Here is a 17237-nt window from a genome sequence, read left to right as displayed (position 1 = left end):
ACTTAAAATATAAATTATAAGTAATAGTCCAAAGACTAATGATAAATTTTTTGCGAGGATCAATAAGGAGTAGTTCTATAAAATAATAATAAAATTTAATACTTAACTTTTTGTTATTAAGTAATATTGATATTTTTATGTATACCTAAAAAGATAAAATAACAATTTTATTATATTTAGTGATATATTTTATAATCTTAAATAGTTAAGAAGAATTTTATTCTAATGTAAATATTAAATGATCATTATTATATACTGAGGTTATAATGGATGATATCCACATCACACCAAAGGAATGGAAAGCTATATTAGGTCTAAGCACTATCTTCTCATTACGTATGCTTGGAATGTTTATGGTTTTACCTGTACTAAATACTTATGGGATATTATTGACTGACGCTTCAGAAACTTTGATAGGTATTGCAATTGGTATTTATGGGTTGACCCAAGCACTTTTCCAAATTCCATGTGGTTTATTATCAGATCTTATTGGACGTAAAACTGTAATAGTGATAGGATTACTTTTATTTGCTTTAGGTAGTGCTATAGCAGGTATAGCAAATTCAATTTGGGGTGTTATCTTGGGTCGATCATTACAGGGATCTGGTGCTATTTCTGCAGCTATCATGGCATTACTATCAGACTTAACACAAGAGCAAAATCGTACCTTAGCAATGGCTTATATCGGTATAAGTTTCGGTATTACGTTTACTATAGCTATGATTACAGGTCCTATTATTACTCAAGCTATTGGTCTATCTGGCTTGTTTTGGATTATTGCTCTAATGGCACTCAGTGGTATAATGGTTACATTATTCTTTATTCCTAATCCTAACCATCAGGTATTAAATCGCGATTCAAATGTAATTCAAAGTAATTTTGGCGTAGTTTTAACTAATAGTTATTTAATGAAGCTAAATTTTAGTATTATGTGCTTACATACATTATTAATATCTAGTTTTATAGCTATCCCCCCTTTAATGGAAAAAGCTGGATTGTCACGCCATAACCAGTGGCAAGTATATATAGTAACAATGCTAATAGCATTAGTGTGTGTAGTACCTCTTATTTTTTATGCAGAAAAATATCGTTATATTAAACAGATTTTTCGTATATGTATTCTTTTAATGCTTTTTGCTGAAGTAATATTTTGGTACGTAGATACAAATCTATATGGAATTTTTTTAGGTATACAACTGTTTTTTATTTCTTTCAATATTATAGAAGCGTTACTTCCTTCGATTCTTAGTAAAGTATCCCCTACTGGATATAAAGGTACAGCAATGGGTATTTATTCTACTAGCCAGTTTATTGGTGTAGCTATCGGTGGAAGTATAGGTGGTTTGTTATATGAACATAATGGAGCTAACATGGTATTTACCAGCTGCGCTGTTTTAACAGCGATCTGGTTATTAATAAGCCTAACAATGAAACAACCTATATACCTCAGTAATTTACGTATTGTAATACCAAAAGAAATTCGAGCAACATACCAGTTAGAAAAATTAATAAAAAATTTACATGGTGTAGTCGATGTGGTTTTGATTCCAGAAGAACAAACTATATACATGAAAATTGACTCTAAACTCATATCCCGCAGTCAAATAGAATTATTTATATCAAGCTCTGAACACTCAGAGATTAAATTTAAAGAATAATTACAATATTTAAAATAAAATATATTTCTAGATAGTAAGAAAATTCACAAAATATCCTAATATCTCCTGATATATAAAATAAATATACTATTTCTACAGTTAAAGGATTGGCATTATTGAACTTTTTTTAAAATATTGTTTATTACTCCTTTAAACTATAAATTTAAATATATTATTTCTTTTTAAATATTAAAGATTAATATCTAAGACTTATGAGTGACCACTAAATACTTCTAGTAATCTTATTTATATTCAAAATACTCACTCATTTACTTAATATATTTTACTTATTTTATTTAAAATAAGTAAACATAAAATAAATATATCAATACAATAATTAATAAAAAAATTTATTATTGAATGAATATCGTTATATTCAGCTAATCTTAAAACTATATTTGATATATCATAATCTTATAAATAATATTCATATAAACGTAATTAACCTTATAAGTATCTAATAACTCAAGGATCTATGGTAATAGTAATAAAAAATAAATATATAGAGCTAAAGATACTAGAATAATTGAATAACCTATATTTTCTTAATTTTTTTAATAAATAAAAAAATATTTTTAATTTTTATAGATATATAATAACTACTAATATGAATACTTATTCAATTACTAGATATATAGTACTCACTATATATCTATAAAAGATAACTTACAATTACCGTAATGCTTTACATATAAAAAGGTTTTCTATGTTTATAATGTTTCTCAAACTATATCATAGTTTTATTGAATATATTGAGAATATATGTATATAATTAATCATTAACTTCTAAATATCATTACGTATACCTAGATTATAGTTAAAATATAAATTGATTATTATATTTAATTTAATTTATTTTTAAAGCATACTTATAGATAATCTAAATATTTTTAAAGTATTTATTTGACTAATTTATAATATTTTAAACTTTTTCTAAGCAGAAATATTAATCAACGCAAAAATATCGATAAAATTTTACGATTATTTTAATAATAAACTATAAATAATACGATTAATATCTATGCTAAAACAATTTATAATATATATTATATATTCAGAAATAAATTATAAAAGTATATAATATAAAAGTATTAAATAATAATGTAATAAATAAAAAATTTATTTTTACTATTAAAATATAAAGTATATCTAAAATTTTGTAATGTAAATACGATAATATCATTAATAATATAATAGAATTTTAATTCATAAAATTACTAGGACACAGTATAAGTATATATAGGGTTATATTAGTATATAAATTAAAGGTATATTTTATAATAAATTATGATTATAAAAAGTATAACGTATAACTAAATTCTTCATATTTAATATTATAAGTAAAATTTATATGTTACCATTATCATTTAAATGAAAGATAAAATGTTTTTTTTTGAAAAGTTATTTCAATATTATCATAAACGCGTTGATACTGCGCTTATTAATTATATAAATAATTTACCTATATATGATAGCGAACTAGTTACAGCTATGCGCTATAGTATACTACTAGGCGGCAAACGCATACGACCCTATCTAGTTTATGCCACTGGAAAAATGTTTGGCACATCATTAAATGACTTAGATGCACCTGCAGCAGCCGTAGAATGTATACATGCTTATTCATTAATACACGACGACTTACCATCGATAGATAATGATATAATGCGTCGTGGCAAATTAACCACTCATGTTAAATTTAGCGAAGCGCAAGCAATTTTAGCTGGTGATGCCTTTCAAAGCCTAGCATTTTCTATTTTAACTGATAGTACCATGCCAACAGTTAGTAATTCTAACAGACTAGCTATGCTAAGTGAACTAGCACGAGCTAGTGGAGTTGCGGGAATGTGCGGTGGTCAGGCATTGGATTTAGCATTTGAAGGAAAAATTATAGATTTACTAGTTCTTGAACAAATTTATAACTGTAAAACTGGTGCTTTAATACGCTGCGCAATCCGCCTAGGAGCACTAGCCTCGGGTTATTATGGACGTAAGGTTATACCATTACTAGACCTGTATGCACAAGCTATTGGTCTAGCTTTTCAGATACAAGATGATATCATAGATGTTGTTGATGATAACAAAAAAATAGGAAAATTACAAGGTTCAAATCAAGTATTTAAAAAAAATACATATCCATATCTTCTTGGGTTAAAACAAGCCAAAAATAAAGCCCAACATCTATATCAAACTGCAATTACAGTACTAAACCAAATTGAACAGGATAATAGAATTGATACTAAAGCATTAAAGGACTTAGCTATTTTTATTATTGAACGTAATTATTAATATTTAATAAAAAATATTTATTCATTTTATAGGGATAAAAAATATTATTAGAACCTATATTAACTTTATTTTATTTGTATTAGGTAATCGCAACATACATCCTAATTATTTACTAAAATAAATAATTAGGATGTATAAACTATATAGTATTAATGCCCTTTTAAATATGCATCTTATAAAATAACAGAATACATTTTAAGATATGAGTCCATAATGATTTTAGATATCAATAAATACCCAATACTATCTCTGGTTGAATATCCAAAAGATCTTCGTCTATTATCTCAAGATAAACTACCTAAACTTTGTAAAGAATTACGTCAATATCTTCTTAATAGCGTCAGTAGATCCAGTGGACACTTTGCTTCTGGTTTAGGTGTTATAGAATTAACTGTAGCGCTACACTATATTTATAATACACCATTTGACTCATTAATTTGGGATGTAGGTCACCAAGCTTATCCTCATAAAATTTTAACTGGACGACGAGATCGTATTACAACCATACGTCAGAAAGGAGGTTTACATTCTTTTCCATGGAGAGAGGAAAGCGAATATGACATACTAAGCGTAGGTCATTCTTCAACTTCTATTAGTGCAGGACTTGGAATAGCTGTTGCCGCTAAACGTGAAGGGAAAAATAGAAGAACTGTTTGCGTAATAGGGGATGGAGCTTTAACTGCGGGAATGGCTTTAGAAGCAATTAACCATGCTGGAGCTATTAAAGTTGATATACTTATTGTATTAAATGATAATGAAATGTCAATCTCTAAAAATGTAGGTGCATTAAGAAATCATTTAGTGCATTTATTTTCTAACAAAATATATTACAGTTTACATAAAAGTAGTCAAAAATGTTTCTCTAGTTTAACACAGATTAAAAAGATAGTTAAACGCACAGAAAAGTATAAAAAAGAAATAGTCACTCCTAGCTCTTTATTTGAAGAGTTAGGATTTAACTATATTGGACCAGTTGATGGACATGATGTAAAATGCTTGATAAATATATTAAAAAAGATACGTAATTTTAAAAACCCTCAGCTATTACATATTATAACAAAAAAAGGTAAGGGATATACACCTGCAGAAAAAGATCCCATTAAATGGCATGCTGTACCAAAATTTGATCTAACAAGCGGCATATTACCAAAAAAAATCGATGAATTACCTACCTATTCAAAAATTTTTGGTGACTGGCTTTGTGAAAACGCCCTCTATAATCATAAAATGATAGCCATAACACCAGCAATGTGTGAAGGATCTGGTATGGTTCGTTTTTCTAAAGAATATACACAACAGTATTTTGATGTTGCAATTGCAGAACAACATGCAGTAACCTTTGCTTCTGGCTTGGCTATTAGCGGTTATAAACCAGTAGTGGCAATTTATTCAACGTTCCTACAGCGTGCTTATGATCAGGTTATTCATGATATTGCTTTACAAAAACTACCCGTCATGTTTGCAATAGATCGTGCAGGTATTGTAGGAGGTGATGGACAAACACATCAGGGTGCCTTTGATATATCATTCCTACGATGTATCCCAAATATGATCATTATGACACCAAGTGATGAGAACGAATTCCGGCAAATGTTACATACTGGTTATCATTATCAATATGGACCTACGGCAGTGCGTTATCCAAAAGGCACAGGCACTGGGGTAATATTACTACCTCTTAAAATCTTACCTATTGGTAAAGGGGTAGTACGTCGTAGAGGTAAAAAAATTGCAATACTTAATTTTGGTACTCTAATGCATAATGCTTTAATAACCGCAGAACTATTAAACGCTACTTTAGTTGATATGCGCTTTGTAAAACCACTAGACGAAGACTTGGTAATAAGGTTAGTAGCTACTCATGATTCTTTGGTAACACTCGAAGAAAATGTTATTATCGGTGGTGCGGGAAGCGGGGTAAACGAGCTCCTCATGCTAAAACGCAAAATAGTGCCAGTACTTAACCTTGGCTTACCAGATACATTCATTCCACAAGGTACTCAAATTGAATCTCTACATGATGTTCAATTAGATGCTGAAGGAATTATGAACCAAATTAAAAATTGGTTATAAAATATAAAATACTCATAATTAAAGATTATTTTAATATTTTATTTTTGTATATCTTTTTATTATTTTATATATTCACTGAAAGTTTTAAGTAAACGATGTTTTATCAAAAAAATATTTTACTAGTTATTTTATTAAAATAAATTATTTTTAATTATATAGGTATTATTCTTAATTTAAGGGTAATAGATTGAATAATAATCTCTCTGTGTAAATTACATAATATTTCTATAGTAATAGTATAAATTATATATAAAATTTATCAAAAGGCTCTATTATATATTTGAAGCAATGGTATTTTATAAAAAAATTATTATTTTATATATTTATCTATTCATTATGTATACCTAATGAATAATCTAAGTTTTTAAGAGCTATATTGGTTCTATTAAACTAGTAGTGATACTCCAAAAACAAGTAGATTTTTTTGTTAAAATATATAAGTACTTTTTATTAGTATATAGTTATTTATATTTGATATTTATTTTTATATTATTTTGTTAGAATATTAAAATATAAATCAATAAAGTTAAATTTTATCTAATATCTAAATATAATAACAATTATTATTACTAATATAATCTATCTATATTTTTATACATCAAAAAATAATTACCTGCATAAATAATTTTATAAGGAATAATATATGGAAATATAATATAATATACTGTATATAGTTATACTATCTTGTTAAGATAAATAATATTATAAAATATATAGGTTATTATATTTATATAATCTATTAAATTTAACTAATTAAAATACAATTAGATTTTATTACCACTATAATTATAAAATCTAAAGATACATAAAAATTTTATTGGCAGTGATTAATATATAGTGTATTAAGTAATAATAATTATTTTTTTATAGAATTATTATATAATAATAGTTTGAACGATTTAATTAAAGAACAGTGATTATACATATTATTATACAATCTTTAACACACTTAATAATATGTTAAAATTATACTCATAAAATAGGTAAATATTTAGACTCTAATACTATAAAGTTAAAAGAGATCATATCTAAACTAGATGAAGATTATAATAATATGCAAGTTTTTATTATGCGTCATGGTGCAGCCTCTTTAGAAGCATCTAGCGATTTAGCTAGACCACTTGTTAAGTATGGTTATAATACATCAATGTATATGGCTTCTTTTCTAAAAGAAAAATCATTCAAAATTGAAAGAGTTTTAGTTAGTCCATATTTACGTGCTCAACAAACACTATCAGCAGTACGTGAAGTATTAACTTTATCAGAAGAAAACATAGATATAATACATGATCTAAAACCATATGGTAATGTTGATGTAATTATGTATTTTCTAAGAAAACTAGCTAAAACAGGAATATCTAGTATAATCTTAATCTCTCACCTACCATTAATTTGTTATTTAATTTCAGAATTATGTCCTGAATACAATCTCCCTGTTTTATCTACATCTGCAATTACTTGTATATCTTGCTTTAATAATAAAAAAAATGTTTTAGAATGGCATATAAATCCTATATATAAATAAAACATTGCACTCTACAAATAAATTATTAAACGCATACTTATTTATAGTAATTTACTAAAATCAGTAGTGATAAAGCTTTTAAAAATATTTTTGTATTCTACTTAATAAGTAGAAATATGTTTTATAATCTTTTTATGATTTGCAATACTATATTTGTAAATATATCTTATATCTATAACTAATTATAAAATATATGCAATATTGCTTTGTTGATTATTTTATATCAATATATAAAGATGCTTATTAGGTAATATTATGATAAAAATAAGATTTATATTTTTTAACTTATATAGTAATGATTTTAATAATTAAGATATTAATAAGGTATTACCATAAGGACATATAAAATGTCTTCTAGAATAGCAATCAACTACTCAGTTCGTCTTAAAAAGATAAAAATTATATACCCAAGTATTTTTTTTATATATATTAAAATACTTATAGGTACAATTAGTAAACCAAAAATAATATTATTATATATTTTATAAATAAATAAAAATATACAAAATTTATACTAATTAATAATACTAAACATATTATTTAGATCACGATCAAAATATAAAATAACACAGGGTGTGATAACTAATATTATCTTTTATTATCAAGATTATTTTAAAACTTATCCTAATACCTTATATATAAAATTTAATTTAATATAATTTGATCTAATAAATTACTATATTTCGTTAAATACTAAGATTAGAATAATACTAGAAAGATATATTATATGACTTAAGAATTAAATTTCTTATATAAGAATAAGATAATAAAGATATTACATAGAACTTATACTACAAGATATGTTATCAAGTAATTTTATCAAAAGCATTAAAATTTGTATTACTTGTTTAAAATACTTGTTTATTTGTAATGTTATATCAAAATAATATAATAAAGTATTAAAGGTACACAATAAAAACAGCTCTTAAATAACTTCTATAAATAATAAAATATAAATATGTAAGATAATATTACAGCAATACAATTATCTCGAGAGAGGTATAATAACCATAAAAATAATTTTTAGTATGTTATTAATAAAGTAATCTATATAATCTTATATAAGATCTATAATGAATTAGCAAGATATAATAAAAATGTTATAATATTCATAACTTACTATAAAATGTTCAGTATTAATAAAAGAGATGTACTAGATTTAATAAATTAGCATAACATTTAGTATAAGATATTAAGAAATATCTATTATAAAAACAAAAAATTATCCATCATATATAAAATATTTTTTATTATTATGTTTAGAACTATTTTAGTAAGTTAAAAATATTTAACTTATTTAAATTAAAATAATAAACAAAGAATATTTAAATATATAATAAGTTTATACAATATAAGTACTGAATTTATAACTATTATATAATAATAGTATTTATAATATTTTGCATTATACAGAATAATACTTCTGAATAATATTTTATATTATCTGATTTTTAAAAATAAGAATATATTGTCTATTGATATTTTATATGCAATTATAAATTAAATAAACAATAAAAGTTATACCATTTAATTAACATAAAAAGTTTATTATCCATATAAAATAATCATTTTAGTTATATAAATTTTTTTCTAAATTTCTTTATATAAAAAATTGAAATAAAAATATATATTATAATATAATCTATGCATATTTAATAAATAAAATATATATTTTATTTAAAAAAACAATATCCATTTCTATAATATAAAATATTTTTATAAAAAACATCAATACTCCAAATTACTTTAATATAAATTATTAACAAATATAAAAATATTAAAAACTATTAACAAAAATTATTTTTTGATTAAAGTAATACTTTATATAATATTTTCAAAAATGATGACTATTATACTAATTAAAGAGTCTATACTAATAAATGAGATAGGCGCAATAAAAAATAAAATAATATCTTTCTATAAATTTATCCTAAAATAATGAGGCATACTTTAATCATTGTTGAAATAATATACAGACGCTTTTATTTAAACATTAAAAAATTTACAATAGATTATTAATCGTCATGTTAAGTTACTTTCATTATATATCTAATAATAAACTCAATACAAAATATAAATTGTAATATTAAATATAGGTAAAAATAAAAAAATTAACAAAGTACAAAGACTTGTTTTAAAATCTTACTAGTATTACCTAAAATATAATCTATTAAGTTTATTTTAAAGTAAAAATTTAATAAGTCTTGGAGATAATTATGCATATAGACCGTTTCACTAATCAGTTCCAGTATGCACTAGTTGATGCTCACGAACTAGCAATGGAATATAACAACCAATTTATAGAGCCATTACATATGATGAGTGCCTTTCTTAAACAGGATGGGGGGACAGTTCAAAACGTATTCAATGTTGCTGAAATTAATACTACTAACCTTTATAAAAAGATTCAAGAATATCTTCCTAGTATTAAAAAAACCAAAGACACTAAAAATATTCAACCATCAAATGAATTAGTGCGGTTATTGAATCTGTGTGATAAGCAAGCTAAAAAATTTAATGACAGTTTCATTTCTTCAGAGTTATTCGTATTAGTAGCATTAGAAGAACAAGGTACTCTAGGAGAGATATTAAAAGCTTCTGGTGCTACAAGAGAAAAAATAAGTAGCGCTATAAAAAAAATTCGTGGAGGAGAAATAGTGGACAATGCAAATGCAGAAAATTATCGTCAGACATTAAAAAAATATACTATAGATCTAACTGAGCTTGCTGAGAGGGGAAGTTTAGATCCCGTTATCGGTCGTGATGAAGAAATTCGTAGAACTATTCAGGTATTACAGCGTCGTACTAAAAATAACCCCGTATTAATTGGTGAACCTGGAGTAGGTAAAACTGCAATTGTAGAAGGTTTAGCACAGCGTGTTATTAATGGTGAAGTTCCCGAAGGGTTGAAAAACAAACGCGTTCTTTCTATGGAGATGAGCTCCATTGTTGCAGGAGCTAAATTTCGCGGTGAATTCGAAGAACGCTTAAAAGCAATATTAAATGAAGTATCTAAACAAAAAGGAAACATTATTTTATTTATTGATGAATTACACACAATGGTCAGTGCAGGTCAGGGTGATGGTGCTATCAATGCTGGAAATATGCTAAAACCTGCTCTAGCTCGTGGTGAATTGCACTGCGTAGGAGCAACTACACTGGATGAATATCGTCAATATCTTGAAAAAGATGCTGCACTTGAACGTCGATTTCAGAAAGTTTTTATTAATGAACCAACCGTAGAAAATACAATTGCTATTCTACGTGGTCTTAAAGAGCGATATGAGCTGCATCACCATGTTCAAATTACTGATCCTGCAATTGTTGCTGCAGCAAATTTATCGTATCGTTATATTGCAGACCGTCAATTACCTGATAAAGCAATTGATTTAATTGATGAAGCTGCATCTAGTATTCGTATTCAAATAGATTCTAAACCTGAATTACTAGATCGCTTAGAGCGGCGTATTATTCAATTAAAACTAGAAAAGCAGGCGCTCAATAAAGAATCTGATGAAGCAAGCAAAAAACGCCTAGAAATAATTAATACTAAATTAGAACATAAAGAACATGAATACTCTATTTTAGAAAAAGAATGGAAAACAGAAAAATCCTCTCTCCGAGGTACTCAAAAAATAAAAGCAGAAATAGAACAAGCAAAAATTGCACTTGAACAGGCTAGCCGCATAAGTGATTTAGCTAAAATGTCTGAAATTCAGTACGGTAAAATGCCTAGTTTAGAAAAACAATTAGAAGCAGCGACACTGTCTGAAAACAACACTATTAAGTTGTTACGCAATAAAGTAACTGATGTAGAAATTGCTGAGGTATTAGCAAAGTGGACTGGAATACCTATATCAAACATATTAGAAAGTGAACGCGCAAAATTATTAAGGATGGAAGAGGATCTACACAAACGTGTTATTAGTCAAGAAAAAGCTGTTACAGCTGTTTCTAATGCTATACGTCGTAATCGTGCTGGTTTATCAGACCCTAACCGTCCAATAGGTTCCTTCCTTTTTTTAGGACCCACTGGTGTTGGTAAAACTGAACTATGTAAGGCTCTAGCAAACTTCCTTTTTGATAGCGACAATGCTATGGTGCGCATAGATATGTCTGAATTTATGGAAAAACATGCAGTATCACGTTTTGTGGGTGCACCTCCAGGGTATATTGGTTATGAAGAAGGTGGTTACTTAACAGAAGCTATTCGCCGTAGACCTTATTCTGTTATTTTATTAGATGAAATAGAAAAAGCGCATAAAGATATTTTTAATATATTGTTACAAATATTAGACGATGGAAGACTTACCGATGGACAGGGGAGAACTGTGAATTTTCGTAATACAGTAATAATTATGACCTCTAATATAGGCTCTAATTTAATTAAAGAACGCTTTGAACATCTTTATTATGAAGATATGAAAGAATTAGTAATGAGTATGGTATCAAAGTATTTTTACCCTGAATTCATTAATCGTATAGATGAAAATGTTGTGTTTCATCCATTAAATCAAAAAAATATTAAAGAAATTGCACATATACAATTAAAGCGCTTATACCAACGTTTAGAAGATAAAGGTTACAAGATCACTATAACTTATAGTGCATTAGAACAACTTTTAAAAGTTGGTTTTGATCCGGTTTATGGTGCACGCCCATTAAAACGTGCAATACAGCAAGAAATAGAAAATCCACTTGCACTACAAATTTTAGCAGGAAAATTAATACCCGGACAAGATATTACGCTTGATATACAGGATAACAAGTTAATTATTAAACAGTGAGTGTGTAGAAAATTTTAAAAACTATAGGGGGTAAAGAATATAATACCTCCTATACTATTTAAAAATTTTTATTGAAATATTCAACTATATTTAATACTTATTCTTCTCTATAAATTAATTTTTAATATACTAATGAAGTAATATATTTTCTAAATAAGTTACAATTAAAAATTTTAAAAAATACATGCCGTTATATTTAAAATAAAATCTATTTATATTATTATTCCTTTTATATAAACTTGTTGTTTATTAAATATAAAAATATAATTATATACTAAATTTAATACATATCGAAATTTTAATTGAGATTACGATGATCATCTCTATAGAGAGAAATACTTATTATAGATAATTTCCCCTAATAAAGATTATTATGATAGGCAAAATAATTTATTTATCATTAGATAATTACCTATCTATTATTTAATTTTTAAATTTATATTATCTGTATAATAAAAAAGAATATATAATTAAAATAGCATGTTATAATGCTTTTTTAAAGAAAAACTATACTGAAAAATTTTTTGATCTCTTGAATAAACTTTTAGTAAAGTGCTATTAAATTAATTACATACAATGATTCCTCCGTTTTATTCTTATAAATATACTTCCGTATTAAACTGCTATATAATAATACCAAGTTATCTCTACTATTTTATTTATAAAATTATAAATTCATGAATCATATAAAATATCTTATTGGCGTATCCAATCATATCCATAAGCATTTATTAGTTATGAGTTATCTAAATTACTAAGTGATCAATAAATTACTTTGGATATATTAAATATTATTATTTGCTTTTACTTGTAGTATTTAGATGATAAATTAAAAATTATAAAATAACTAAAATAACTAAAATAACTAAAATAACTAAAAGATCCCATTAAAAATAGATATTATTATTCTATAATATCAATAAGTACTATAAGAAGGTTTACAGATTTATATTCTTAAAGTAAAATCCTTCTAAATTTAAAACGACAAATAACTTTTTAATTGAGGTCGTTAAATGATACTCAGTAAATGTAATAAATATTTTGTAATATTATTATTAATAGCGGTAATAACTTTACTCAGTGGCTGTAATATAGCTATTTTAGATCCTAAAGGGCAAATAGGTCTAGAACAGAAATCCTTAATACTAACAGCACTTAGTCTAATGTTAATTGTTGTGATTCCAGTAATTGTAATGACAATTATATTTACAAGTAAATTTCGTGCATCAAATAAAAGTGCTAAATATACCCCCAACTGGTCTCAATCTCATACAATTGAAGTTATTATTTGGAATATACCAATTATTATTATTATTATTCTAGCAATATTAACGTGGAAAACAACTCACGAATTAGATCCTTATAAACCATTAATATCAAGAGTTAAACCAATTAATATAGATGTTATTTCCTTGGATTGGAAATGGTTATTTATATATCCAGATCTAGGAATAGCAACTGTAAACGAAATAGCTTTTCCAATTAATTATCCAATTAATTTTCGTATAACTTCAAACTCAGTTATGAATTCTTTTTTTATTCCTAGTTTAGGTGGACAAATTTATGCCATGGCTGGTATGCAAACCAAACTACATTTAATTGCAAATGAGCAGGGTAAGTATAATGGTATTTCTAGTAGTTATAGTGGTAAAGGATTTTCTGGTATGAAATTTACTGCTATTGCAACATCTGATAATGCAACTTTTAATCAGTGGGTTGCTAAAATAAAAAAAACATCTACCCACGCACTAACTACAATGGATGAATTTGAAGTATTAGCAAAACCAAGCGAATATAATTCAGTAGAATATTTTTCTAATAATAACCCTAAGTTATTTATAGATATTATTCATAAATTTATGGGTAATAAAAAAATAGATATAACACACAATAATAATAATATAAGTATAAGTAAAAAATCTAACATAGGGGTAGGGGTATAATAAATGTTTGGAAAATTAACACTCAATGATATACCTTATAATGAACCAATTATTATGGTTACAGTGAGTAGTATTATTGTAAGTAGTCTAATCATTCTAGCTTTAATTACCTATTTTAAAAAATGGCATTATTTATGGACAGAGTGGTTTACTTCCGTTGATCATAAACGTCTAGGTATTATGTATATAATTTTAGCATTTATTATGCTATTGCGTGGTTTTACCGATGCTATTATGATGCGTAGTCAACAAGCACTCTCTTCAGCAGGAAAAGATATCTTCCTGCCTCCATATCACTATGATCAGATTTTTACTGCTCATGGTGTTATCATGATTTTCTTTGTTGCAATGCCTTTTGTCATTGGCTTAATGAATATAATTATACCATTGCAAATCGGTACTCGTGATGTTGCTTTTCCTTTTCTAAATAACTTAAGTTTTTGGTTTACTGTTGCAGGTATGTTACTCATAAATTTATCCCTTGGAGTAGGTGAATTTGCTAAAACCGGTTGGTTAGCATATCCACCACTATCAGAAAAAGAATATAGTCCAGGTGTTGGAGTGGATTACTGGATATGGAGCCTACAAATCGCTGGATTAGGTACTTTAATGACAGGTATCAACTTAGTTACAACTATCGTAAAAATGCGTGCTCCTGGTATGTTATTTATGAAAATACCAGTCTTTACTTGGACTTCTCTATGCGCGAATATTTTAATTGTTGCTGCCTTCCCTATTTTAACGGTTACTATTACATTACTAACAGCTGACCGTTATTTACATACACATTTTTTTACTAATGATATGGGCGGTAATATGATGATGTATATTAACCTTATTTGGGCGTGGGGTCACCCAGAAGTGTATATATTAGTACTACCTGTTTTCGGGGTATTTTCTGAGGTTGTAGCTACTTTTTGCAAAAAAAGATTATTTGGTTATACTTCTTTGGTATGGGCTACTGTGTGTATTACGATACTATCATTTATTGTCTGGCTACACCACTTTTTTACAATGGGAAGTGGTGCAGACGTCAATGCTTTCTTTGGTATCGCTACTATGATTATCTCAATTCCAACTGGTGTAAAAATCTTTAATTGGCTATTTACTATGTATCAAGGACGTATTATATTCAATTCTGCTATGCTATGGACTATCGGATTTATAATTACTTTTACTATTGGTGGTATGACCGGGGTTTTACTAGCAGTTCCAGGTGCAAATTTTGTACTTCATAATAGTCTATTTTTAATTGCACACTTCCATAACGTCATTATAGGTGGTGTAGTATTTGGCTGTTTCGCAGCAATGACATATTGGTTTCCAAAAGCATTTGGTTTTACATTAAATGAAAAATGGGGTAAACGTGCATTCTGGTTTTGGATTATTGGTTTCTTTATTGCATTTATGCCTCTATATTTTTTAGGATTAATGGGTATGACTCGTCGTCTTAGTCAACATATTGATACTTCATTTCATACACTACTAACTATTGCTGCTGGAGGTTCTATATTAATTGCATGCGGTATTACATGTCAAATCATTCAGATCATAGTATCGATTCGTGATCGTAATCAAAATAGAGATATAACCGGCGATCCCTGGGATGGTCGTACTTTAGAGTGGTCTACCTCTTCTCCCCCACCAATCTATAATTTTGCAATTATACCACAGGTTAATTCTCGTGATGCATTTTGGGTAATGAAAGAACAGGGTATCTCTTATAAAAAAATAGAAAAATATATACCCCTTCAAATGCCACGTAATACTGGAGTTGGTATTATTATTGCAGGTTTAAGTCTTTTATTTGGTTTTGCTATGATCTGGGAAATATGGTGGTTAGCCACTATAAGTCTATTAGGTATAATTATAACTTGGATAATGCACAGTTTTAAACAAGATTATAATTACCATATTCTAAGTGATGAAATAAAACGTATAGAAAACAAACACCTTGTACAAATTATTAAATCTGGTATTAAATAATGATAAATAATACTTTAAATAATCAAGAATATAATAATTATTATGTAGAATATAGTTATGATAAAACTAATATTTTTGGTTTTATGCTATATTTAATGAGCGATTGCATTTTGTTTGCAATTTTATGTGCAACCTATGCTGTTTTAGTACATGGTACCGCTGATGGTCCATCAGGTAAAGAAATATTTAAACCATTATTTGTATTAGGTGAAACGTTAATTCTACTGTTTAGTAGTCTTACCTACGGTTTTGCTATGTTAGCAAGTAAAAAAAATAAAATTTATGTCTTAAATAGTTGGTTAGTTCTTACATTCCTGTTAGGAGTCATTTTTATCGCGATGGAAAACTATGAATTGCATCATCTAATTTCTAAAGGTTTTGGTCCTGATAAAAGCGCATTTCTATCTGCATTTTTTGCCTTAATAAGCACACACGGCATTCATGTAACTAGTGGACTGATCTGGATAATAATTATGATAATTCAATTAATTAAAAATGGTCTTAATATTCATAATCGCACTCGCCTAATGTGCTTAAGTTTATTCTGGCACTTATTAGACGTTATATGGATATGCTTATTTACCTTAATATATTTAATAGGGGTTGTATAATGAGTCAATCCTTTAAAAAAAGAAAAAAATACTTAACAAATTACAGCTATACTGCTATTTTAGGTAGTACTAAATCTTATCTTACTGGATTTATTCTATCCCTTATTCTTACCATTATTCCATTCTGGATTGTGATTTCAAATACTGTTTCACGTCAAATTACTATAATAGTTGTGAGTTTTATGGCTATAATTCAGATATTTGTTCATCTAGTATATTTTCTACATATAAATAATTCAGCTAAAGAATATTTGAATCTCATAGCTTTAGTATTTACTGCCTTAATTATCACAATTATTATTATTGGTTCACTCTGGATTATGTATCACTTAAATATAAACATGGTCGCTTGCTAAGAATGTTTT

9 protein-coding genes are annotated in these 17237 nt (G+C 26.5%); all 9 read left to right on the top strand.

The window, feature by feature from the left end:
- The first annotated feature begins 266 nt into the window (after nucleotides 1-266).
- Nucleotides 267-1658, top strand: coding sequence for an MFS transporter (locus tag K0T98_RS00700; protein ID WP_225639504.1), 1392 nt, complete (start codon nucleotides 267-269; stop codon nucleotides 1656-1658).
- 1383 nt (nucleotides 1659-3041) lie between these two features.
- Nucleotides 3042-3947: a (2E,6E)-farnesyl diphosphate synthase gene (ispA, locus tag K0T98_RS00695; RefSeq protein ID WP_225639503.1), complete on the top strand. Its 906-nt coding sequence runs from the start codon at nucleotides 3042-3044 to the stop codon at nucleotides 3945-3947.
- A gap of 213 nt (nucleotides 3948-4160) precedes the next feature.
- Nucleotides 4161-6020: a 1-deoxy-D-xylulose-5-phosphate synthase gene (dxs, locus tag K0T98_RS00690; protein ID WP_225639502.1), complete on the top strand. Its 1860-nt coding sequence runs from the start codon at nucleotides 4161-4163 to the stop codon at nucleotides 6018-6020.
- Nucleotides 6021-7074: 1054 nt separating this feature from the next.
- The gene (gene sixA, locus K0T98_RS00685; protein ID WP_225639501.1) at nucleotides 7075-7545 is read left to right on the top strand and encodes a phosphohistidine phosphatase SixA; all 471 of its coding nucleotides are present in this window, start codon (nucleotides 7075-7077) and stop codon (nucleotides 7543-7545) included.
- 2216 nt (nucleotides 7546-9761) lie between these two features.
- Nucleotides 9762-12332: an ATP-dependent chaperone ClpB gene (clpB, locus tag K0T98_RS00680; RefSeq protein ID WP_225639500.1), complete on the top strand. Its 2571-nt coding sequence runs from the start codon at nucleotides 9762-9764 to the stop codon at nucleotides 12330-12332.
- A 1013-nt stretch (nucleotides 12333-13345) separates the two neighbouring features.
- Complete coding sequence (gene cyoA, locus K0T98_RS00675; RefSeq protein WP_225639499.1) at nucleotides 13346-14275, top strand: ubiquinol oxidase subunit II; 930 nt, start codon at nucleotides 13346-13348, stop codon at nucleotides 14273-14275.
- 3 nt (nucleotides 14276-14278) lie between these two features.
- The gene (gene cyoB, locus K0T98_RS00670) at nucleotides 14279-16261 is read left to right on the top strand and encodes a cytochrome o ubiquinol oxidase subunit I (protein ID WP_225639498.1); all 1983 of its coding nucleotides are present in this window, start codon (nucleotides 14279-14281) and stop codon (nucleotides 16259-16261) included.
- Nucleotides 16261-16872, top strand: coding sequence for a cytochrome o ubiquinol oxidase subunit III (cyoC, locus tag K0T98_RS00665; protein WP_225639497.1), 612 nt, complete (start codon nucleotides 16261-16263; stop codon nucleotides 16870-16872). Before cyoB ends, cyoC begins: the two co-directional genes overlap by 1 nt.
- Nucleotides 16872-17228, top strand: a complete 357-nt coding sequence (gene cyoD / locus K0T98_RS00660; RefSeq protein WP_225639496.1) for a cytochrome o ubiquinol oxidase subunit IV — start codon at nucleotides 16872-16874, stop codon at nucleotides 17226-17228. The genes cyoC and cyoD overlap by 1 nt, the downstream gene beginning before the upstream one ends.
- Nucleotides 17229-17237 lie beyond the last annotated feature (9 nt).

The sequence above is a fragment of the Candidatus Profftia sp. (ex Adelges kitamiensis) genome, from assembly GCF_020342455.1.
Taxonomy (GTDB): Bacteria; Pseudomonadota; Gammaproteobacteria; order Enterobacterales; family Enterobacteriaceae; genus Profftia.
Note: the sequence above shows the minus strand (reverse complement) of the source record. Positions and strands in the feature narration are given on the sequence as shown.

What these genes read in the sequence shown, in the direction of transcription:
- ispA (WP_225639503.1), top strand. Translation starts at nt 3,042, where the DNA reads ATGTTTTTTTTTGAAAAGTTATTTCAATATTATCATAAACGCGTTGAT.
- cyoC (WP_225639497.1), top strand. Translation starts at nt 16,261, where the DNA reads ATGATAAATAATACTTTAAATAATCAAGAATATAATAATTATTATGTA.
- cyoA (WP_225639499.1), top strand. Translation starts at nt 13,346, where the DNA reads ATGATACTCAGTAAATGTAATAAATATTTTGTAATATTATTATTAATA.
- clpB (WP_225639500.1), top strand. Translation starts at nt 9,762, where the DNA reads ATGCATATAGACCGTTTCACTAATCAGTTCCAGTATGCACTAGTTGAT.
- cyoB (WP_225639498.1), top strand. Translation starts at nt 14,279, where the DNA reads ATGTTTGGAAAATTAACACTCAATGATATACCTTATAATGAACCAATT.
- dxs (WP_225639502.1), top strand. Translation starts at nt 4,161, where the DNA reads ATGATTTTAGATATCAATAAATACCCAATACTATCTCTGGTTGAATAT.
- sixA (WP_225639501.1), top strand. Translation starts at nt 7,075, where the DNA reads ATGCAAGTTTTTATTATGCGTCATGGTGCAGCCTCTTTAGAAGCATCT.
- K0T98_RS00700 (WP_225639504.1), top strand. Translation starts at nt 267, where the DNA reads ATGGATGATATCCACATCACACCAAAGGAATGGAAAGCTATATTAGGT.
- cyoD (WP_225639496.1), top strand. Translation starts at nt 16,872, where the DNA reads ATGAGTCAATCCTTTAAAAAAAGAAAAAAATACTTAACAAATTACAGC.